This is a genomic window from Pseudorhodoplanes sp. (genome assembly GCF_046289595.1).
In the GTDB taxonomy this organism is placed as follows: Bacteria; Pseudomonadota; Alphaproteobacteria; order Rhizobiales; family Xanthobacteraceae; genus Pseudorhodoplanes.
The window spans coordinates 1-21,117 of sequence record NZ_JBKBVB010000049.1 but is presented as its reverse complement, the minus strand read 5'-3'; the positions used below and the strand labels follow the sequence as shown (position 1 = coordinate 21,117).

Below are 21,117 nucleotides of genomic sequence, written 5' to 3'. Positions count from 1 at the left end.
ATCGAGTAGTCCGGCCGAAATGCGCGTGATGTTCATGAATGCCGCCGAACGCGAACAGCCACCGTCGTCCGCGCGGACGGCCGATCCGCGGGCACAAAACCGCTCGGCTTTCGCGCGGCTGAACGATCTGCTTGCGCCGGCCGCGCCCGGCAAACCGCCGATCAATTGCGCGGTGGGCGAGCCGCAGCATCCGGTGCCGGCCTTCGCCGGACCGGTCTTCGCTCAGCACATCGCCGATCTGGGGAAATATCCGGCCAACAAGGGCACCGCGTTGTTCCGCAACGCCGTGACCGGCTGGCTCTCGCGGCGGTTCGACCTGCCGCGCCCGCTCGATCCGGACAGCGAGGTGCTGGTGCTGAACGGCACCCGCGAGGGACTGTTCCTCGCCGCACTGGCCGCGACGCGCTACGCAGCCCCCCGCGCGGGAAAGCCCGCGATCCTCGTCCCCAATCCCTGCTACGGCGCCTATTCGGCCGGAGCCTCGGCCTCGCAATGCGAGACGGTGTATCTGCCGGCCACCGCAGCGAGCGGCTTTCTGCCCGATCTCGATGCGCTCGACGAGGCGCTGCTCGCGCGCACCGTCGCCGTCTACATCGCCTCACCCGCCAACCCGCAAGGATCGGTCGCAAGCCGGGACTATCTCGCGCGGCTCGTCGCAATGGCGCGCAAGCACGGCTTCATGATCTTTTCCGACGAGTGCTACTCGGAAATCTATTTCGGCGAAAAGCCCGCGGGCATCCTTGACGTCGCGGGACCGGACTATGCCAATGCCATCGCCTTCAATTCGCTGTCCAAACGCTCCAACCTGCCGGGACTGCGCGTCGGCTTCGTCGCCGGCGACCGCGATTTCCTCGCCCGCTTCCTCGAATACCGCAACAATGCCGCGCCGCAGGTGCCCATGCCGGCGCAGGCGGTGGCCGCCGCCGCACTCGACGACGAGATGCATGTGATCGAAAATCGAACGCTCTACACGCAGAAATTCGACCTCGCCGACCAGATTATCGGCGATCGCTACGGCTACAGGCGGCCCGCCGGCGGCTTCTTCCTGTGGCTCGACGTTTCGGCGCAGGGCGGTAGCGTGGAAGCGACGACACGGCTGTGGCGCGAGGCGGGCCTGCGCGTGCTGCCGGGCGAATATGCATCGGTCACGCAAAGCGACGGCAGCAATCCCGGTAGACATTTTATCCGCGTCGCCATGGTCCATGACAACGCAACCACCGCCGAGGCGCTGCACCGCCTTGTCGGCGTGCTCGGGTGACGCGGATGCCGGCGATCAGTCAACGCGGTCTCGACCGGTTCGAATTTCTCTCCGACGATCTGCGCGCGGCGATCCGCCGCCGCATCGGGGAAGCCTGCGGGCTGGGTTTGCTGCTGATCGCGCTGCTGATGACCGCGGCGCTCGCGAGCTGGTCTGTTCAGGATCCGAGTCTGAGCCACGCAACGGACGCGCCCGTGCGCAACTGGCTCGGCCGCTCGGGCGCGACATTTGCCGATCTGTCGATCCAGCTGTTCGGTCTTGCCTCGATCATGCTGGTGCTGCCGGTCGCGACCTGGGGCTGGCGGCTGATGACGCATCGTGCGCCGGGACGGCGCTGGCTGCGCGTGCTGTTCTGGATCGGCACACTGATCCTCGCCGCCGCGTTTGCATCCTGCCTGCCGCGCACGGCAGGCTGGCCGCTGCCCGCAGGCATGGGCGGCGTCGCCGGCGACGCTGTTCTTAAAGTTCCGCTGCTCCTGTTCGGCGCATCGGGCACGAGCCGCACCGTGCTGGCCTGCATCCTCGGCGCCGCAACGCTCGCGGCCGCCGCCGTGGTGCTGGGCTTCGGCTATCGCAAGGACGGCGATCTGGCAGAGGACATTCATCGCGAGGCCGAGGAATTCGAGGAGGACGAGGAGCGCGGCTCTGTTTCGCTGGGCTGGCTGGTGCATCTCGTGCTCAGCGCCAAGGCAAGGCTGTCGCTGTTCATCCGCCGTCACCTCTCCGGCGACGACGAGCTGGCGATGCGCCCCGCGGCGCGATCTGCGTCGCCTGCTCCGCGCAGCGAGCCGCGCCTGAATGCGCAACCCGAACCGGACAGCGACGACGAAGCCGATTACGATTACGAAGACGAAGACCAAGACGACGAGACAGAAGCCGAGGCGGTGGAGCCCGCGCCGCGCAAGTCGCGCGTCAAGGCTTCGCCCAAACCGGCAAAACGCTCCGGCAGTTTCGTCTTGCCGCCGCTCAACCTTCTTGCCGCACCGAAGGCGAGCGACCGCGCCACACTGTCGACGGAAGAGATCGAAGAGCATGCCGAGGCGCTCGAAAGCGTACTGGAGGATTTCGGCGTCAAGGGCGAGATCATCAATGCGCGGCCCGGTCCGGTGGTCACGCTCTACGAGCTCGAGCCCGCACCCGGCATCAAGTCTTCCCGTGTGATCGGCCTTGCCGACGACATTGCCCGGTCCATGAGCGCGGTTTCGGCACGCGTCGCCGTGGTGCCCGGGCGCAACGCCATCGGCATCGAATTGCCGAACGAGTTTCGCGAGAAGGTTTATTTCCGCGAGATGCTGGCCTCGCAGGAATATATCAACACGCCGGCCAAGCTGCCGCTCTGCCTCGGCAAGACCATCGGCGGCGAACCGGTGGTGGTCGATCTCGCCCGCATGCCGCATCTGTTGATCGCCGGCACCACCGGCTCCGGCAAGTCGGTCGCCATCAACACCATGCTGCTGTCGCTTTTGTACAAGCTGCGGCCGGATCAATGCCGGCTGATCATGATCGATCCGAAGATGCTGGAATTGTCGGTCTATGACGGCATCCCGCATCTGCTGACGCCGGTCGTGACGGATCCCAAGAAGGCCGTCGTCGCGCTGAAATGGGCGGTGCGCGAGATGGAAGAGCGCTACAAGAAGATGTCCAAGCTCGGCGTGCGCAATATCGACGGCTACAATACGCGCGTTGCGGAAGCGCGAAGCCGCGGCGAAACGCTGACCCGCACCGTCCATACCGGTTACGACAAGGAATCCGGCGAGGCGATCTACGAGAAGGAAGAGCTCGAATTCGAGGAGCTGCCCTATCTCGTGGTGGTGGTCGACGAAATGGCCGACCTGATGATGGTCGCCGGCAAGGACATCGAAGGCGCGATCCAGCGCCTTGCGCAGATGGCGCGAGCCGCCGGCATCCATGTTGTGCTGGCGACCCAGCGCCCCTCGGTCGATGTCATCACCGGCACCATCAAGGCGAATTTCCCGACCCGCATCTCGTTCCAGGTCACCTCCAAGATCGACAGCCGCACCATTCTGGGCGAGCAGGGCGCCGAGCAGCTGCTCGGCCAGGGCGACATGCTCTACATGGCCGGCGGCGGGCGCATCAGCCGCGTCCACGGACCCTTCGTCGCCGACGACGAGGTCGAAAAGGTGGTTCGCCACCTCAAATCGCAGGGCGTGCCGCAATATCTCGAGGAAGTCACGCGCGACGATTCCGAGGGCGAAGACGGTGCGGTGTTCGACAATACCGGCATGGGCGCGGAGAAGGACCTGTATCAGCAGGCGGTCGAAGTCGTGCTGCGCGATCGCAAGGCCTCGACCAGCTATATTCAGCGCCGGCTGCAAATCGGTTACAATCGCGCTGCGTCGCTGATGGAGCGGATGGAGCAGGAAGGCGTGGTCGGCCAGGCCAATCACGCCGGCAAACGCGAAATCCTGATCGAGGAAGGGGCCAGCCGGTTCGGCTGACCCGAAGTTCAGAGCAAGCGGAGCCCTGCCCTTCGTCCGGATCGGCCGGCGTGGAACCAAGCCATGACATCTCCGCATGCGATCCAGGCGGCAGGGAGCAACGGACGGCTGTGGCGATGCCGCTATTGAGAATCGACCGCCGGCCGATTAACTCGGATCGGGGCCGCCAAAACGCCATACGTCCGGGTCAATATACCGGCGCAACGGAGTGTAGGATGACGCGGATTCTGCCTGGTCGATTTGCCCTGACAATGGCCGCATGTCTGGCCGGGCTCTTTTCCGGCTCCGCCTTTGCACAATCCGGCGCCGCCGCGCCCGGTTCCTCCGGCGTCGACGGGATCGTTGTGGCCCAGGCTCAACGCATCACCCCGCCTGGTATCGTCGCGCCGCCGGCTGGGCCGGTCCGGCCCAATGCTCCCGCGGCGCGCCCGGGCGAAACCACGGCATTCGACGCCAATCAGCGCGCTCTGGTCGACCGCATTTCCAATTATCTGTCCGGGATGCGTCAGGTCGTCGGCAAGTTCGTTCAGGTCGGGCCGGACGGCCGCAAGACCCAAGGCGACCTGTTTCTGCAGAAGCCCGGCCGGCTGCGCTTCGAATATGAGGATCCTAGCCCAATCCAGCTGATCGCCGACGGCACCTCGCTCGTGGTGCGCGACCGCAGGCTGGCAACCCAGGATCTCTATCCGCTCGGCCAGACGCCACTGCGCTTCCTGCTGGCGGACAAGGTCGACCTCTTACGCGATACCAATGTTGTCAGCGTCTATTCGGATGACGTTTTTTCAACCGTGGTGATCGAGGAGCGCCAGACGCTCGGCGGCCGCCACCGACTGATGCTGATGTTCGACGCCAAGGATTTGACCCTGAAGCAATGGACGGTGACCGATCCGCAGGGCTTCGACACCACTGTCGCGGTCTATGACCTCGACATGACCAAGAAGCCGGATCCGGCCTTGTTCAAGATCAATTACGAACGGCTGATCCAGTAATCGCCGCCGCTTTCAACGGCGCCATCCGCACACGCTGCGGGATGCAGAGGATAAGCCTTTGCCTGGGCTGGAAATCGCGCAGGCTGCGCCCTATTAAGTCGGCATGCCGTTGAAGGTCACCACCTGGAACGTGAATTCGGTGCGTTTCCGCATCGACCTCGTCGCGAAATTCATCAAGGCGATGCGGCCGGATATTCTTTGTCTGCAAGAGACAAAATGTCCGGACGACAAATTCCCGCTGAAGCGATTCAAGCGGCTCGGCTATGAGCACGTCGCGATCAACGGACAGAAGGGCTATCATGGGGTTGCGGTGCTCTCCCGGCTGCCGTTCGATGAAATCAGCAAACGCGGATTCTGCGGCGTCAACGATTCCCGGCATATCGCGGTGACGCTCGGCGAGCGCGCCGGCCTGAAAGAGCCGATCGTGATCCATAATCTCTATGTGCCTGCCGGCGGGGATTTGCCCGATCCGGAGGCCAATCCGAAATTCAAACACAAATTGTCATTTCTGGACGAGATGCGCGACTGCAAGGACGTGCATGTCAACGGCCATGCCCGTGCGATCCTGCTCGGCGATCTCAATGTCGCGCCACGCGAGCACGATGTCTGGAGCCACAAGCAGCTGCTCGATGTCGTATCGCATACGCCGATCGAGACCGGCAAGCTCAACGCGGCTCAGGCCGCCGGCGGCTGGATCGATGCGATGCGCGAACTGGTTCCGGAGCCGCAAAAACTCTACACGTGGTGGAGCTACCGCTCGCCGGACTGGAAAGCCGCCGACAAGGGCCGCAGGCTCGACCATATCTGGGTATCGCCGCAGCTGATGGACCGGGTCTCGGACATCCGGATCGCCAAAGAGGCGCGCGGCTGGGCCCAGCCCTCCGATCATGTGCCGGTCACGGCGATGGTGGAGGCCTGACCGGGAGTTCGGCCGATCGCCCGGCAAATCGCGCCGTCGGTCTGTCAGTGCGGTTTGTGATCGCCCGGATCGAGCGCGTAGCGCACTGCGAGCACATCGGCGATCGATTGCCGCGCCCGGTGCGCAACAAAATCGCGCAGCCGGATAGCGGCGCCGGCATCGTCTTGCAGAATTTTCAGGAACATGCTGCGCGAAATCCGGATCACGACGCAATCGCCCTGCGCGGTGGCGGAGAGCGGCTTGACGTGATCGGAAATCAGCGCGAACTCGCCGAGCATCGTGCCGGGTCCGGCTTCCAGCGGCTTGCCAGGCTGGGCGGGATCGGCGCTCAAGGCGAAGCGGCCGGCCTGGATGACATAGGCGCCGTCGATCCGCTCGCCCGGACGAAACAGCATCTCTCCGTCCTTGAGGTCGCGGGTCTCGGCGCCGAGCGCGATCAGCCGCAATGCCGATCGCCCCAGCGCCTTGAGCATCGGCACCTGTTCGAGAACCGCAATATCATCGTCGATGCTCACGTGCGGCCGGCCTGAGCCATCTAGGGCACAAGCTTGTAGCCGCCCGCGTCGGTCACGAGGATTGCGGGATTGGCCGCGTCCTTCTCGACCTTCTGGCGGAGACGATAAACATGCGTTTCCAGAGTGTGGGTGGTGACGCCGGAATTGTAACCCCAGACTTCCTGCAGCAGGGTTTCACGCGAGACCGGCCGCTGGCCGGCCCGATAGAGATAGCGCAGGATCGCGGTCTCTTTTTCCGTGAGCCGCACCTTGTTGCCTTTCTCGCCGGTCAGCAGTTTCGAGCTCGGCCGGAAGCTGTAGGGTCCGATGGTGAAGACCGCATCCTCGCTCGCCTCGTGCTGGCGCAATTGCGCACGGATGCGGGCGAGCAGGACCGCAAAACGGAACGGCTTGGTGACGTAGTCGTTGGCGCCGGACTCAAGTCCGAGAATGGTGTCGGAATCGGTATCGTGGCCGGTCAGCATGATGATCGGCGCCTTGAAGCCGCTCTTGCGCAGCACCCGCACCGCTTCGCGACCATCCATGTCCGGCAGGCCGACATCCATGATGATGAGGTCGATCTGGCTGTCTTTTGCCGCCTGGATTCCCTTCGACGCGGAATCCTCGGACCTGGCTTCGAATTCGTCATGCAGGGCGAGCTGCTCGACCAGGGTGTCGCGCAGCTCGGCGTCGTCGTCGACAATCAGTATTTTTCTGGCATTCGACATATAGTGGCCCCCCACGGGCCCAAAGATTTCCGATCCATGGCGGAATAAGGCATCGGAGATTGCGTGGGCAAGCAAGACTTGCCTTACTGGTGCCCGCAGCCGCCCATTTGTTCATAAACCATGTCCAGCCGCACTCTAGTCCAAATTCACGTTCGCAGGCGATCTGGAAGCAAGACCCGCGGCATTTTGAGGGCTGGACCTTGGGTTTGGCCGGTCGCGATCGGCCGGTCCGGCATTTTGGCCAACAAGCGTGAGGGTGACGGCGGTACCCCGCGGGGCCGGTTCCGTCTGAAACGGCTGTGGTGGCGGGCCGACCGGCTGGTGCGGCCGGTGACCCGGCTTCCCTTGCGCCGCATCGGCCGAAACGACGCCTGGAGCGAAGACCCGGACGATCGGCGGTATAATCGTCCTGTCCAGCGTGGGGAAGGCGAGCCTGGCGATCGCTTGATGCGGGATGATCAGCTCTACGACCTGATCATCGAGATCGGCCATAACGACCGTCCCCGCATCGCCGGCCGCGGCAGCGCTGTCTTCATCCACCTGGCGCGCCCGGGATTTCTTCCGACGGCGGGCTGTGTTGCGTTGCAACAAGGCCCGTTGATGCGCCTCCTGACGCGGCTCTCGCCGCGATCATGGATAGACATCCGTTAACGGCAAAGCCGGCAAGCGGGATTGGCGATTAGCAAAAAAAAAACGGAGATTCCGACGAGTTCCATCCCGTTAATCGGCCAATGAGGCCGCGCGGATAGGATGCAGGCACGGACAATTCTCATCGGCGTTGCAAATGACCAGCACAGAATCGGCGGCCAAATCCGCTCCGGACCATGGTGCGGCAGGCGATGCCGCACAGGACCATGACGAGCGCCAGATCATCGGGCGCGTGATCGCTGTCTCCGGCTCGAATGCCACGGTCGAGCTGAATGCGACCATCGGTCAGGATGCCGTGCGGGCAACCGTCGGCAAGTTCCTCGGCGTCGTCACGGGCGAGGCCATCGCCATCGGTATGGTCACCAAGGTCGCCGAACAAAGCGGACCGCGCACTGTCAGCACCGCCTACGTGGATATGTTCGGAGAGCTGCGGGAGCAGAATGGACGGCCGGCCTTCTCGCGCGGCATCACCGACTATCCGGCGATCGGCGATTCTGCGCTGCTGATGACCAATGAAGAATTGCGGCTGGTCTATGGAAATTCCCGCTCGACGGCGCATGTCGGCGTTCTGCGGCAGGACCCGAGCATCCAGGCGCTGGTCGATGTCGATGAAATGCTCAACAAGCATTTCGCCATTCTCGGCACGACCGGTGTCGGCAAGTCGAGTGCGGTGGCGATCATCCTGCAACAGGTGCTGGAGGCGCGGCCGGATCTGCGCATCTTCCTCGTCGATCCGCACAACGAGTTCGGCCACAGCTTTGGCGAGAAGGCGCATGTGCTCAATCCCAAGAACATGCGCCTGCCGTTCTGGCTCTTCAATTTCGAGGAAACGGTCGACGCCTTCTTCGGCGGCCGGCCCGGCGTGCCGGACGAGGTCGAAATTCTCGCCGAGGTCATCCCGATCGCCAAGGGCGCCTATCTGCAATACCGCAATACGTCGGAACACTCGCTGATCAGAAAGCGCGATCCGAAGAATTCCGGCTTCACCCCCGACACGCCCGCACCGTACCGGCTCGAAGATCTGCTCGGCCTCATCGACGAACGCATGGGCAAGCTGGAGAACCGCGCCTCGCGCGCGCAGCATTTCAAGCTGATGCAGCGCATTCAGACCTTCCGCAACAATCCGCGCTACGCCTTCATGTTCGAAAACGCCAATGTCGGCGGCGACACGATGGCGGAGATCATCTCAAACCTGTTTCGGCTGCCGGCGAGGGGCAAGCCGGTGACGGTGATGCAGCTTGCCGGTTTCCCGGCTGAAGTGGTGGATGCCGTGGTTTCGGTGCTGTGCCGGATGGCGTTCGACTTCGGGCTGTGGAGCGATGGCGTCGCCCCGCTGCTGTTCGTTTGCGAGGAGGCGCATCGTTACGCCTCCGCCGCCGAATTCAAGAAGGGCTTCGGTCCGACCCGGCGCGCGCTATCGCGGATCGCCAAGGAGGGCCGCAAACACGGCGTTTATCTTGGGCTGATCACCCAGCGCCCGTTCGAGATCGATCCGAACATCATTTCCCAGTGCAACACGCTGTTCGTGATGCGGCTCGCCAACGAGCGGGACCAGGCCCTGATCAAATCCGCGGTTTCGGATGCGGCTGCGAGCCTGCTCGCCTTTGTGCCGTCGCTCGGGACCGGCGAAGCCTTCGTGTTCGGATCGGGCGTTGCGTTGCCGATGCAGATGATCTTCAGCCATCTGCCGGAGAAATACCGGCCGGTCAGCGACGTCGGGCATATGTCCTACACCAGCGAAGAAGCCGGCCTCGAACTGATCAGTTCGGTGATCGACCGCTGGCGGAATGCCACGATGAGCCAGAAGCTCTATGAGGACGAAGGCTACGATTCCGGTTTCGCCAGCCCTCCGATCCAGCCAACGCCGCCGCAACCGCCCCGCGCGGCCGAGCCTCCGCGCTCGGGCCTGCTGAAGCAGCCGTTGAGCGCAGCGGTTGCGGCTGCCGATTCGCAAAAGAAATGGCGGTAATGGCAGGGCGCGCCGGTTATCCCCGCGCGCCGAAGATCGCGCTGCCGACACGGATATGGGTTGCGCCAAACTGGATGGCGGTGGCGAAGTCGGCGCTCATCCCCATCGACAGGAGCTTCAGCCCGTTGCGTGCGGCGATCTTGGCGGTCAGCGCAAAATGCGGCGCCGGCGACTCGTCGAATGGCGGGATGCACATCAAGCCTGCAATGGTCAGGCGGTAACGATCCCGGCATTCGCGCAAAAAGGCGTCGGCGTCCTCCGGCAAGATGCCGGCCTTCTGCGGCTCGGCGCCGGTATTGATCTCGACGAAGAGCTGCGGCGCCCGCCCCTGTTTGGCGATTTCCTTCGCCAGCGCCTCGCAGATGCTTGGCCGGTCGACCGAATGGATGGCGTCGAACAAAGCCACCGCCTCCTTGGCCTTATTGGATTGCAGGGGTCCGATTAGATGCAGGGACAACCCGTCGTGGCGGGTGCGGATCTCCGGCCACTTGGCCCTGGTCTCCTGCACCCGGTTCTCGCCGAACACCCGCTGGCCGGCGGCGATCGCGGTTTCGATCGCCTCGGCCCCGAAGGTTTTTGAGACCGCGATCAGGGTTACGGAAGCCGGGTCCCGATTCGCCTCGGCGCAGGCGCGGGCAATGTCGGCGTGGACCTTGGCCAGCGCTGCGGCGGTATCGTGAGGCTTGGTCGCGGCTTCGCTCACGGTTTCGGCTCCCTCCAGCCGCTGCACCTAAACGCGGGCGGCGGTCCCCGCAAGCGGGGCGGACGCGCCACCGGTCGCCTCAAGGCACGGGGTATCTCATGCCGTTGACCGGGTAGCGGGATTCATGTCACGTCCGACCACGAAACCGCCGTTTCCGGCCGGTTTTTGCAGAGAACCTGCGCCGGCAGCCGAACCGAGGAACCTGACATGGCGTATCCCGGACGCATTGCTCTCGATCCTGCTGTATTGGGCGGCAAGCCTCATATCCGCGGGACGCGGATCTCGGTTGAATTCGTGATTGGGCTGATGGCCGATGGCTGGGCCGAAGCCGATATCGTGCGGGAGTATCAGGGCGTGTCCCCCGAGGATTTGAGAGCATGCCTCGCCTATGCGCGCGACGTCTTGAAGCTTGAGACAATCCACACAAGCGCCGCATGAGATGCGGTTCCTCGCCGACGAGAATGTGCCGCGTTCTGCGGTGAGAGCTTGTCCGATGCCGGTCATGATGTTGTATGGGTGGGATTGGAGCGGCCGGGGGCCAGCGACCGAGACATTCTGGACTGGGCGGCGCGCGAGCGACGGATTTTGCTTACTTTCGATAGGGATTTCGGGCAGCTTGCCTCCCGCGCAGCCCTCCCGGTCGCGGCGGGTATCGTCCTGTTTCGCATCGCTATCCCACCTGCGGCAGAAGCAGGCGCCGCGCTCGCGGCGCGGATCGCGGAGCGAGACGATTGGGCGGGGCATTTCTCCGTGATCGAGCCGACCCGCGTTCGAGTGCGCCCGCTTGTCGGACAATAGAACCTGATATCAGCAACACGAGCCTCTACTGAACGATCGACATCGCGATGAAATCCGACCGCTACAACGCCCGCGACGCCGAGCCGCGCTGGCAGAAGACCTGGGACAGCCAGGGCATCTTCGCCACCAAGAACGACGATCCGCGCCCGAAATACTACGTGCTGGAGATGTTCCCCTATCCGTCGGGGCGCATCCATATGGGACATGTGCGCAATTACACGATGGGCGACGTAGTGGCGCGCTACAGGCGCGCGAAAGGCTTCAGCGTGCTGCACCCGATGGGCTGGGACGCCTTCGGCATGCCTGCCGAAAATGCCGCGATGGAGCGCAAGGTCCATCCCAAGGCCTGGACCTACCAGAACATTGCCGCGATGAAGGCGCAGCTGCAGTCGATGGGACTGTCGCTCGACTGGGCGCGCGAGATCGCGACCTGCGACCCTGCTTATTACAAGCATCAGCAGGCGATGTTCCTCGACTTCCTGGAAGCAGGTCTCGTCGAACGCAAGCAGAGCAAGGTGAACTGGGATCCGGTCGACAACACCGTGCTCGCCAACGAGCAGGTGATCGACGGCCGCGGCTGGCGTTCGGGCGCACTGGTCGAGCAGCGCGAGCTGACGCAATGGTTCTTCAAGATCAGCGATTACGCGCAGGACCTGCTCGACGCCATCGACACCCTCGACCGCTGGCCGGAGAAGGTGCGCATCATGCAGCGCAACTGGATCGGCCGGTCCGAAGGGCTGTTCATCCGCTTCGCGCTCGATCCGAAGACCTCGCCATCGGGTGAGACCGAGCTCGACGTCTTCACCACCCGTCCCGACACGTTGTTCGGCGCGAAGTTCATGGCGATCGCGCCGGATCATCCGCTGGCGAAAGCGGCCGCGGCGAACAATCCGAAGCTCGCGGAGTTCATCGCCGAGTGCAAGCGCCGCGGCACATCGCAGGCCGAGATCGACACCGCCGAGAAGATGGGCTTCGACACCGGGATCAAGGCGGTGCATCCGCTCGATCCGGCGTGGCACTTGCCGGTCTATGTCGCCAACTTCATCCTGATGGATTACGGCACCGGCGCGATCTTCGGTTGCCCGGCGCACGACCAGCGCGACCTCGATTTCGTCAACAAATACGGGCTCGGCAACGTGCCCGTCGTGTGTCCGCCGGGTCAGGATCCGAAAACCTTCGTCATCACCGACACCGCCTATGACGGCGACGGCACGCTGATCAATTCGCGCTTCCTCGATGGCATGACCATCGATCAGGCCAAAGAGGACGTGGCGAAGCGTCTGGAAAACGAGACGCGCAATGGCAAGCCGGTCGCACAGCGCCAGGTCAATTTCCGCCTGCGCGACTGGGGCATCTCGCGCCAGCGCTACTGGGGCTGCCCGATTCCGGTGATCCATTGCGAAGATTGCGGCATCGTGCCGGTACCGAAGTCGGATCTGCCGGTGCAGCTGCCGGAGGACGTTACCTTCGACCGTCCGGGCAATCCGCTCGACCGGCACCCGACCTGGAAGAACGTTCCGTGCCCGTCATGCGGCAAGCCGGCGCGGCGCGAAACCGACACCATGGACACCTTCGTCGATTCGTCGTGGTACTTCGCGCGCTTCACCGATCCGTGGGTCGCGGATGCGCCGACCAGCCGCAAGGATGTCGATCGCTGGCTGCCGGTCGATCAATATATCGGCGGCATCGAGCACGCGATCCTGCATCTGCTCTACAGCCGCTTCTTCACCCGCGCGATGAAGAAGACCGGCCATGCCGGCCTCGACGAACCGTTCGGCGGCCTGTTCACGCAGGGGATGGTGGTGCACGAGACATATCGCAAGGCAGACGGCGAATTCGTCATGCCTTCGGAGGTCTCCATCGTAGCCGAAGGCGATGCCCGCAAGGCGGTGCTCAAGACCACCGGCGAGCCGATCGAGATCGGCGGCATCGAGAAGATGTCGAAGTCGAAGAAGAATACGGTCGACCCCGACGACATCATCGGCGCCTATGGCGCCGACACCGCGCGCTGGTTCGTGCTGTCGGATTCGCCGCCCGAACGCGACGTGATCTGGACCGAGGAAGGCGTCCAGGGCTCGTGGCGCTTCGTGCAGCGGCTGTGGCGGCTGATCGGCGAGGTGGCCGGGATTGCGGCGAAGGCGCCGGCGGAACGGCCGGCCGAATTCGGCGAGAAGGCGCTGAGCGTTCGCAAGGCCGCCCATGGCGCGCTCGCCAAGGTGTCCGACGACATCGAGAAGCTGCGGTTCAACCGCTGCGTCGCCCATATCTACGAATTTTCGAACGCGCTGTCCGCCGCAATCGGGGACGTCGGCTCCCCGGCCGAGCTCACCCCGGATTTCGCCTTCGCGGTGCGGGAAGCTGGCGGCATCCTGGTGCAGCTGTTTGCCCCGATGATGCCGCATCTGGCCGAGGAATGCTGGGCGGCGCTCGGCCAGCCCGGCCTGGTCTCGGTCCAGCCCTGGCCGGAGGTGGAAGCGGCTCTGCTGGTTGAAAATACCATCACCCTGCCGGTCCAGATCAACGGCAAGAAGCGGGCTGATGTAACCGTGCCACGGGATGCGGGAAATTCCGATATCGAGGCTGCCGTCTTAACGCTGGATGCGGTAAAGAAGGCGCTGGACGGCAAGGCCCCTAAAAAGGTCATTGTTGTCCCGCAGAGGATTGTGAATGTCGTTGCCTAGGGGGCATAGGGCAGGAAGACCCGGGGGGTTCGGGCGCATTCTGGCGCTCGCGATGGCGTTCGCCTGCGCCGGACTGTCGGCCGGCTGCTTCCAGCCGCTCTATGGCAATGGTGCAACCGACCCCTACGGCGCCGCGCCTCCGATCCGCAATGCGCTCGCCAGCGTCTCTGTCGAGGAGATCGACGCTCCGAACGGCACGCCGGAGGCGCGCCTCGGCGTCGAAGTGCGCAACGCACTGATCTTCGGGCTCACCGGCGGGTCCGGGCAATTGGCCCCCGCCTACAAGCTGAAGATCAGCCTCAAGGGCAACCAGCAAAACGTCATCGTGGACATCACCACGGCCCGCCCGGATATGCAGATCTACGGCATCGACGCGACCTACAGCCTGACGGAAATTTCGACCGGCAAGGTGGTGTTGACCGGCCGCGCCTCGGCCCGGCAGTCCTTCGACATTCCGGGTCAGCAGCAGCGCTTCGCCCGCGCGCGCGGCGAGCGCGACGCACAGAACCGCTCGTCGACCATCATTGCCGAGCAGATCAAGTCGCGACTGGCCTCGTATTTCGTCTCGGGCGGATAATCCAACCGGCGGATTCGCACGCCGTTGCCGGGACGGCTCCAATGGTTGCCCTGAAAACCTCTGAAGCCGAAACCTTTATCGCCCGGCCCGATCCGGCGCGGCCGATCGTTCTCATTTTCGGTCCGGATGCGGGCCTGGTGCATGAGCGCGCCGAGGCGCTGATTCGCGTCTCTGTCGACAATCCGGCTGATGCTTTTTCCGTGATCCGCATCGACGGCGACGAACTGTCGGGCAATCCGCACCGGCTGGTCGAAGAGGCCAACACCATCCCAATGTTCGGCGGGCGGCGCGCCATTTGGGTCAAGGCCGGCAGCCGCAACATCGCAGTTGCGGTCGAAGCCGTCATCAATGCGCCCTCGCCCGATTGCCGCGTCGTGATCGAGGCCGGGGACTTGCGCAAGACCTCGCCGTTGCGGGCGCTCTGCGAGAAGGCAAAGAACGCCGCCGCGATCGCGTGCTACGCGGATGAGGAGCGCGACATCGCGCGTGTGGTCGATGATGAGCTGGCGAAAGCGGGACTGACGATTGCGCCGGACGCGCGCGCGTCGCTCATTCCGTTTCTGGGAGGCGACCGCCAGGCCACGCGCAACGAATTGCGAAAGCTCGCGCTTTACGTGCATGGCCGCAGTCAGGTCACGGCCGACGACGTGATGGCGGTGGTTGCTGATGCTTCAGCGGTCGCGCTCGACAATGTGCTCGACGCGGCGTTCGCCGGCAAGCCCGCCGATGTGGAGACGCATTTCGCGAGAGCCCGGGGCGAGGGCACCCATCCCGGCGTCATCGTCGCGGCGGCGCTGCGGCATGTCTCCAGCCTGCATCGCATGCGAACGATTGCCGATAGCGGGCTGTCGGTTGGCGCCGCTGTCGAAAGCGCGCGGCCGCCGGTCCATTTCAGGCGTAAGCGTGCGGTCGAGGCCGCCCTGCAAATCTGGACCTCGGCGAAGCTTGAGAACGCGATGCAAGCGCTCTCCGACGCGCTGCTGCAGACCCGGCTCCAGGCCAACCTTTCCGAGGCGATCGCGCAGCGTGCCTTGATGACGCTGGCGGCCGCGGCGCGCAGGAGAGGCTGATACCGGCTATTGGCCTGCGCCCCCTCCCCTCAGGCGCGAAGCGGGCGCCCGCGCCACGAAACGCACCCCGATTTCGGCGTCGGTCCGCCAGACCAGACGGCAGAGCCGATGAACTTCGCCGCTCTCCGATAGGGTGATGAGGAATTGCTCCGGAAGCTCGACCGCAGGATCGATCCTCAGCTTGGCGCCGCTATTTGAGACATCGAGGGTTTCGGCCTGCGCGATGCGCTGCCCTCCGGAATCCGTGATGACAACGACGGGAATGTGCAGCTTCCTGCGGAGCCCCTGCCTTTGCTTGTAATTGTCAGGTAGCATCCAGGGCCCTCCGGCCGTTGTCAGCTCCCGAAGCTGTCGTTGCCCGCCGCCTGGCGCACGCACCAGAACCGTAAAACGCGCTGCGCCGTTGCCGGCGTCAGCCTGGCATAGTCTGCTTTCAGCTGCTCGAACGCGTCGGGCGATACATGGCCGGGCGAAATATCCTGCAGCAGCGCGCGCACGGTCATCCAGTTCAGCCCGGCGGCGCGACAGGGCACGAGCAATGCCTCGGAGCGCTCACTTTGCACGATTCGGTCGATAATGTCGTGGGGCGAGCCGCAGAGTTGCGCCAGCGCCATCACGGACTCGGCGTAGCGTCCGCCCTTGACGAACTGGAGCAGGGCCAGTTCGTCAAGCTCGCCATTGACATGCATCTTGTGAATGACGCGCCGTGCGACCTCGAAATCGGGCGTAGGAGGCAGGCCTTCGGAAAATTCCGCGTCGATGCTCGTCAGAATCTTGCAGATTTCGTCGCGATGCGCGGGCGGGGCGAGCATCATCAGCTTCTCGCGCACGATCTCGCTTGCCTTGGCGAGCAAAAGGCGCAGCAGATGCACCGGCAGATCGAGCCGCAAGCCGAGTGTTTCGGTCAGCACCTCGTCGGTTTCCGCGCACGCCACCAAGCGCGATATGCCATCTTCGGAAAATCTCGCGTCGGGGCTGGAGGCGAGCTTGCGATGCACCTGTTGACCGCCGCGCGCGATCAGAACGTCGGTCACGCCCTCGGCGAGCGCGCTGCGGCCCGAAATGGCGAGAAGATGATCCTGGCCTTTGGTGCGGGCGATCTCGATCAGGTCCGAGTTGGACAAGCGCGTCGAATTGATCAGCACCGGACCCGCCACGGCAATTTCGTCGTCGCGGGCGAGCGTCTGGATAACGCGGATCGGCGCGTTTTCGATCGGCGCCAGCCGTTCGGACAACTCGGCCCGCGCGCGCATTTCCATGCGCCGCGCGAGATGGCCGATCACCTCGTCGAACAGGTCGATCTGTTCCGAATTGAGACGGTCCTGGGTCGACAGGAACAGGTCGGTGATCCGGCGTAGCGTGTCGATGCGCTCGGTTTTCGAGCCGCTCTGGATGGCCTGCTCGAGCTCGGAAATCAGGGACGGACGGGCAATGGACACGTGCAGCGCCTCCGATCGCCATGACCGCACGAGAATGCCAATAGCATCCGCAACTTAAGGAAGCGTTGACCGGGAACTTCAGCCTTAAATTCTACGCCGGCTGACCGTCAAACAGGTTCATCGAAGGCCGGTGGCCCATCGCGTTTTCGAGCGCAGCGGGCACCGGTTTGCGTGACGAAACCGCGTCAACGCAGAAACTTCGAGGGTTTTCGCGATTCGAAGACAAGCGCTACGATTCTAGCTGCGCTGCAGGCGGCGGACCACCTCGTCGAGCTGGTCGAGCGTGCGGTAACGAATGCCGAGGGTGCCGCCGGCGCGGCCGCGATCATTGACCTCGACCACCAGCCCGAGCGCATCGGAGAGCTGACGTTCGAGCGCGGCGATATTGGCGTCCTTCATCGCCTTCGCGCTCGACTTCCTGGCCTTCTTGCCTGCGGCCTTGGCATTGTCCTGACGAAGCTTCTCGGCTTCGCGGACATTCAGTCCCTTTTCCACGATGTCGCGCGCGACACCCTCCGGATCGGGGTGATTGATCAGTGCGCGTGCGTGTCCTGCGGTCAGCTTGCCCTGATTGATGTAGGCTTTCACCGCGTCCGGCAGCTTCAAAAGGCGCAGCGTGTTGGCGACATGGCTGCGGCTTTTGCCGACGATATGCGCGATGTCGTCCTGGCTGTGGCTGTACTGCGAAGCGAGCGCCTGATAGCCGGCGGCTTCTTCCAGCGGATTGAGATCGGCGCGCTGAATATTTTCGATGATGGCGAGCTCAAGTGCTTCGGCGTCGGTGACGTCGAGAACGACGATCGGCACCTCGTGCAGACCCGCACGCTGCGATGCGCGCCAGCGCCGCTCGCCTGCGATGATCTCGAAGGTCTTGCCGCCGTCCGATGCCGGACGCACGACGATCGGCTGAATGATGCCGCGTTCGCGGATCGATTGCGCAAGCTCGTCCAGCTCGGCATCCGCAAACAGCCGGCGCGGGTTGCGCGGGTTCGGCTTCAGATGCTCGATCGGCACCTTGCGCGGCGGCGTCTTCTGCGCGCGATCCGATACGGCGGATTCAGCGCCGACATCTCCCATCAGCGCAGCGAGGCCGCGCCCCAACCGCGATCTGGTTTCTTCTGCCATGTCGGCCGCTCCTGAGGTTCGCGCCACCCGTGCCTCCGATTCCAATTCCGGTCCGCTTCGACGAATTACTGCGCGCCCTGCTCGCGCTCGCGCTGGATGACTTCGGTCGCAAGCCTGAGATAGGCGTCGCTGCCGGCGCATTTAAGGTCGTAGACCAGCACCGGCTTGCCGTAGGACGGCGCTTCGGAGATGCGCACGTTGCGCGGGATCACGGTGTCGTAGACTTTCGAGCCCATGAATTCGCGGACGTCGGCGACCACCTGGCTCGACAGATTGTTGCGCGCGTCGAACATCGTCAGCACAATGCCGTGGATGGTGAGCCGCGGATTGAGCAGCTCCTTCACCTGATCGACGGTCTTGAGCAATTGCGACAATCCTTCGAGCGCGAAGAATTCGCATTGCAGCGGCACGAGAACGGCGTCGGACGCCGCCATCGCGTTCACCGTCAGCAGGTTGAGCGAGGGCGGGCAATCGACGAGGACGTAGGTATAGTCGGCGCCCTCCGGCGCGTTGTCGTTCAGCCGGGCGATGGCGTTGCGCAAGCGCACGGCGCGGTCGCGTGCGCTGGAGATTTCCAGCTCAAGGCCGGCAAGGTCGAGCGTCGAGGCGGCAATATGCAGCCGCGGCACCGAGGTCGTCAGGATCGCATCGCGCAGCGTCGCTTCGCCGGCGAGCACGTCGTAGGTCGAGCGGCTGCGGCTCTTGCGGTCGATGCCCAGTCCGGTGGAAGCATTGCCTTGCGGATCGAGGTCGATGATCAGGACACGTTCGCCGATGGCGGCAAGAGCCGTGCCGAGATTGATCGCGGTCGTGGTCTTGCCGACCCCGCCCTTCTGGTTGGCGACGGCGAGAACGCGCATCGGCTTCGGCGTCTCGGGCGAAAGGTCCGCCGGGTCGGCGGCGTCGGTCGGGGCGATGGTGGGTGCGTCGGTCATGGGTGGCCTCGGTATAGGAAAAAAGTCTTGTTCATTCCCGGTCTGGACGGCGGCGCTCGACCGAGCGGACCCGGACGATGCGCGCGAAGGAATCGGTCGCGCTGTGGATCAGCTCAGCATCAATGGTCCAACATTTAGATGCTGCGGTCAATTCAGCGTCTACATCTTGACCCTTGAGGAACAGAGTTTGTGCTCCCCTTTTCAACAAGGGATAGGCGCTTTCGAGCAGCTTTTCGAGACTCGCGAGCGCCCGCGCGGTCACAATCTCCACCGGTTCGGCGAAGCCATCCACAACCTCGTCGATGCGACGGGCGTGAACGGTGGCCGGCACGTCCGCGATTCGCGCGGCCTCGCGCAGGAACGCGGCCTTCTTCAGATTGCTTTCAACGAGGTGCACCCGCGCGCCGGGGACATCCGCCAGGGCGCAGGCGATGACAAGCCCCGGAAAGCCGCCGCCGGAGCCGAGATCGATCCAGTGCCGGGCGCCCCCGGCCAGCGGCAGGAGTTGCAGCGAATCGGCGACATGCCGGGTCCACAGCTCGGGGAGCGTGGACGGCGCCACCAGATTGGTGATCGCCTGCCATTGCAACAGCAGGGCCACGAAGCGATCCAGCCGGGCGAGAATATCCGGTGTTATTTCACGTGAATCGGTGGCGGTCGCAGACAACAGCGCGAGAGCGCGATCGCGGTCGGCAGCAAGGCGGGTGTCGAGGTCGCCCGATCCGGAAAGGGCGCGCCCGCGCGCCATCATCGGGCCGCTGCGCGCGGCGCCGCGCCGCGCCGCATATGCGCGATGAGCAGCGTGAGCGCGGCCGGTGTCACGCCCTCGATCTTCCCGGCATGGCCGATGGTGCGCGGCCGGTGGGTCTGCAGCTTGTGGCGGACCTCGTTGGACAGGCCGGGGATCGCCGCATAATCGAGGCCGTCCGGCAGGGCCAGCGCCTCATCGCGCCGGTAGGCGGCGATATCGGCGGCCTGGCGCGAGAGATAGACATCGTATTTGGCGTCGATCTCGAGCTGCTCGGCGACTTTCGGAGGCAATGCGGCGAATTGCGGCCAGATCCGTGAAACATCGGCGAGCGTTACATCCGGATAGGACAAAAGCTCGAACGCGGTCCGCCGGTGGCCGTCCTTCTTGAGGCTGAGGCCGTGGCGCTCGGCTTCCGTCGGCGAAACCGAGACCGAACGGGCAAATTCGCGGGCTTCGGTGAGCGCCTGCGCCTTCGCCCGGTAGACCCCCCGCCGGACCGCTCCGACGCAGCCCAGCGCGATGCCCTTGTCGGTCAGGCGCTGGTCGGCATTGTCGGCCCGCAGCGCCAGCCGGTACTCGGCCCGCGACGTGAACATCCGGTAGGGCTCTGTGATTCCACGTGAAACAAGGTCGTCGACCATCACCCCGAGATACGCCTCGGCGCGGTCGAAAACGATTCCCTGTCCGCCACTTGCGCGGGACGCGGCATTCAGGCCGGCGAGCAATCCTTGCGCCGCCGCTTCCTCATATCCAGTGGTGCCGTTGATCTGTCCCGCCAGGAAAAGACCCCGGATCCGCCGGGTCTCCAGCGTCGGTTCCAGTTCGCGCGGATCGACGTGGTCGTATTCGATGGCATAGCCCGGCCGGATGAACCGGGCCCGCTCGAGCCCCGGAATTGTGGCCACCAGGGCGTGCTGGACCTCTTCCGGCAGCGAGGTGGAGATGCCGTTCGGATAAACCGTGTGATCGTCGAGCCCTTCCGGCTCCAGAAACAGCTGATGCCCCTCGCGGTCCCCGAACCGGACGATCTTGTCCTCGATCGAGGGGCAATAGCGCGGGCCCTGGCTCCCGATCTGCCCGGAATACATCGGCGAGCGGTGCACATTGGCCCGGATCACCTCATGCGTCGCCGCCGTGGTGCGGGTGATGCCGCACGCCACCTGCGGATTGTCGATCCGGGCGGTGAGGGTGGAGAACGGCTCCGGTGGCTCGTCGCCGGGCTGCATCTCAAGCGAAGCCCAGTCGATGGTGCGGCCGTCGAGACGGGGTGGCGTGCCTGTCTTCAGGCGGCCGAGCACAAAGCCGGCGCGCTCCAGGGCAACGGACAGACCCAGCGCCGGTGCCTCCCCTGCCCGTCCGGCTGGAATCGTCCGCTCGCCGATATGGATCAGGCCCCGCAGAAAGGTGCCGGTGGTCAGGACCACCGCGCCTGCGCCCAAAATCCGGCCATCAGTCAGACGGATCCCCGTGACACGACCATCCCGGACCAGAAGATCGTCCGCCTCGCCCTCGATGACGGTGAGATTGGCGGTCGCGTGGATGGCGGCCTGCATCGCCGCCGCGTAAAGCTTCCG

The 21,117-nt window shown here is 64.5% G+C and carries 20 protein-coding genes; 11 read left to right on the top strand and 9 right to left on the bottom strand.

The annotated features are described in order from the left end of the window. Nucleotides 1–28 precede the first annotated feature (28 nt). The 4 genes from ACK41X_RS12165 (at nucleotide 29) to ACK41X_RS12150 (ending at nucleotide 5,625) form a co-directional block, all read left to right on the top strand. The gene (locus tag ACK41X_RS12165) at nucleotides 29–1,258 is read left to right on the top strand and encodes an aminotransferase class I/II-fold pyridoxal phosphate-dependent enzyme (RefSeq protein WP_409723308.1); all 1,230 of its coding nucleotides are present in this window, start codon (nucleotides 29–31) and stop codon (nucleotides 1,256–1,258) included. A 5-nt stretch (nucleotides 1,259–1,263) separates the two neighbouring features. Then, nucleotides 1,264–3,717, top strand: a complete 2,454-nt coding sequence (locus ACK41X_RS12160; protein WP_409723305.1) for a DNA translocase FtsK — start codon at nucleotides 1,264–1,266, stop codon at nucleotides 3,715–3,717. 215 nt (nucleotides 3,718–3,932) lie between these two features. Further along, a complete protein-coding gene (locus ACK41X_RS12155) occupies nucleotides 3,933–4,706 on the top strand; it encodes an outer-membrane lipoprotein carrier protein LolA (protein ID WP_409723302.1) in 774 nt (257 codons plus the stop codon). Between the two features lie 103 nt (nucleotides 4,707–4,809). Beyond that, complete coding sequence (locus ACK41X_RS12150) at nucleotides 4,810–5,625, top strand: exodeoxyribonuclease III (protein ID WP_409723299.1); 816 nt, start codon at nucleotides 4,810–4,812, stop codon at nucleotides 5,623–5,625. 44 nt (nucleotides 5,626–5,669) lie between these two features. On the opposite strand, the gene ACK41X_RS12145 is transcribed toward ACK41X_RS12150, so the two are convergent. Beyond that, nucleotides 5,670–6,140 (bottom strand): Crp/Fnr family transcriptional regulator, encoded by a 471-nt coding sequence (locus ACK41X_RS12145; RefSeq protein WP_409723297.1) that lies wholly within the window; start codon nucleotides 6,138–6,140, stop codon nucleotides 5,670–5,672. A 20-nt stretch (nucleotides 6,141–6,160) separates the two neighbouring features. Continuing rightward, nucleotides 6,161–6,847 (bottom strand): response regulator transcription factor, encoded by a 687-nt coding sequence (locus ACK41X_RS12140; protein ID WP_409723294.1) that lies wholly within the window; start codon nucleotides 6,845–6,847, stop codon nucleotides 6,161–6,163. Nucleotides 6,848–6,967: 120 nt separating this feature from the next. Between ACK41X_RS12140 and ACK41X_RS12135 the strand changes: the two genes are divergently transcribed. Both ACK41X_RS12135 and ACK41X_RS12130 read left to right on the top strand, forming a co-directional pair. After that, nucleotides 6,968–7,498 carry a L,D-transpeptidase gene (locus ACK41X_RS12135; protein ID WP_409723291.1) on the top strand — a complete coding sequence of 177 codons (531 nt, stop codon included), beginning with the start codon at nucleotides 6,968–6,970 and terminating at the stop codon, nucleotides 7,496–7,498. 133 nt (nucleotides 7,499–7,631) lie between these two features. Next, nucleotides 7,632–9,464, top strand: a complete 1,833-nt coding sequence (locus ACK41X_RS12130) for an ATP-binding protein (RefSeq protein WP_409723288.1) — start codon at nucleotides 7,632–7,634, stop codon at nucleotides 9,462–9,464. A gap of 16 nt (nucleotides 9,465–9,480) precedes the next feature. Here the strand turns inward: ACK41X_RS12130 and ACK41X_RS12125 are convergent, their stop codons facing one another. Beyond that, the gene (locus ACK41X_RS12125; protein WP_409723285.1) at nucleotides 9,481–10,167 is read right to left on the bottom strand and encodes a YggS family pyridoxal phosphate-dependent enzyme; all 687 of its coding nucleotides are present in this window, start codon (nucleotides 10,165–10,167) and stop codon (nucleotides 9,481–9,483) included. Nucleotides 10,168–10,374: 207 nt separating this feature from the next. Between ACK41X_RS12125 and ACK41X_RS12120 the strand changes: the two genes are divergently transcribed. The 5 genes from ACK41X_RS12120 (at nucleotide 10,375) to holA (ending at nucleotide 15,293) form a co-directional block, all read left to right on the top strand. Beyond that, nucleotides 10,375–10,605 (top strand): DUF433 domain-containing protein, encoded by a 231-nt coding sequence (locus ACK41X_RS12120; protein WP_409723282.1) that lies wholly within the window; start codon nucleotides 10,375–10,377, stop codon nucleotides 10,603–10,605. 78 nt (nucleotides 10,606–10,683) lie between these two features. Further along, nucleotides 10,684–10,965 carry a DUF5615 family PIN-like protein gene (locus tag ACK41X_RS12115; protein WP_409723342.1) on the top strand — a complete coding sequence of 94 codons (282 nt, stop codon included), beginning with the start codon at nucleotides 10,684–10,686 and terminating at the stop codon, nucleotides 10,963–10,965. A 47-nt stretch (nucleotides 10,966–11,012) separates the two neighbouring features. Then, complete coding sequence (leuS, locus tag ACK41X_RS12110; RefSeq protein WP_409723279.1) at nucleotides 11,013–13,646, top strand: leucine--tRNA ligase; 2,634 nt, start codon at nucleotides 11,013–11,015, stop codon at nucleotides 13,644–13,646. Between the two features lie 52 nt (nucleotides 13,647–13,698). Continuing rightward, nucleotides 13,699–14,223 (top strand): LPS assembly lipoprotein LptE, encoded by a 525-nt coding sequence (gene lptE, locus ACK41X_RS12105; RefSeq protein ID WP_409723276.1) that lies wholly within the window; start codon nucleotides 13,699–13,701, stop codon nucleotides 14,221–14,223. Between the two features lie 41 nt (nucleotides 14,224–14,264). Continuing rightward, complete coding sequence (gene holA / locus ACK41X_RS12100; RefSeq protein ID WP_409723273.1) at nucleotides 14,265–15,293, top strand: DNA polymerase III subunit delta; 1,029 nt, start codon at nucleotides 14,265–14,267, stop codon at nucleotides 15,291–15,293. Between the two features lie 6 nt (nucleotides 15,294–15,299). On the opposite strand, the gene ACK41X_RS12095 is transcribed toward holA, so the two are convergent. The 6 genes from ACK41X_RS12095 to mnmG form a co-directional block, all read right to left on the bottom strand. Further along, nucleotides 15,300–15,608: a PilZ domain-containing protein gene (locus ACK41X_RS12095; RefSeq protein WP_409723270.1), complete on the bottom strand. Its 309-nt coding sequence runs from the start codon at nucleotides 15,606–15,608 to the stop codon at nucleotides 15,300–15,302. A 20-nt stretch (nucleotides 15,609–15,628) separates the two neighbouring features. Further along, entirely contained in the window at nucleotides 15,629–16,732 is a 1,104-nt protein-coding gene (locus ACK41X_RS12090; RefSeq protein WP_409723267.1) for a DUF2336 domain-containing protein, read from the bottom strand. A gap of 237 nt (nucleotides 16,733–16,969) precedes the next feature. Continuing rightward, on the bottom strand, nucleotides 16,970–17,857 hold the full coding sequence (locus ACK41X_RS12085) for a ParB/RepB/Spo0J family partition protein (RefSeq protein WP_409723264.1): 888 nt from the start codon (nucleotides 17,855–17,857) through the stop codon (nucleotides 16,970–16,972). A 65-nt stretch (nucleotides 17,858–17,922) separates the two neighbouring features. After that, the gene (locus ACK41X_RS12080; protein ID WP_409723261.1) at nucleotides 17,923–18,792 is read right to left on the bottom strand and encodes a ParA family protein; all 870 of its coding nucleotides are present in this window, start codon (nucleotides 18,790–18,792) and stop codon (nucleotides 17,923–17,925) included. A gap of 31 nt (nucleotides 18,793–18,823) precedes the next feature. After that, the gene (rsmG, locus tag ACK41X_RS12075) at nucleotides 18,824–19,540 is read right to left on the bottom strand and encodes a 16S rRNA (guanine(527)-N(7))-methyltransferase RsmG (RefSeq protein ID WP_409723340.1); all 717 of its coding nucleotides are present in this window, start codon (nucleotides 19,538–19,540) and stop codon (nucleotides 18,824–18,826) included. Beyond that, on the bottom strand, nucleotides 19,540–21,117 hold a 1,578-nt coding region (gene mnmG, locus ACK41X_RS12070), incomplete at its 5' end, for a tRNA uridine-5-carboxymethylaminomethyl(34) synthesis enzyme MnmG (RefSeq protein ID WP_409723258.1). The genes mnmG and rsmG, both read right to left, overlap by 1 nt.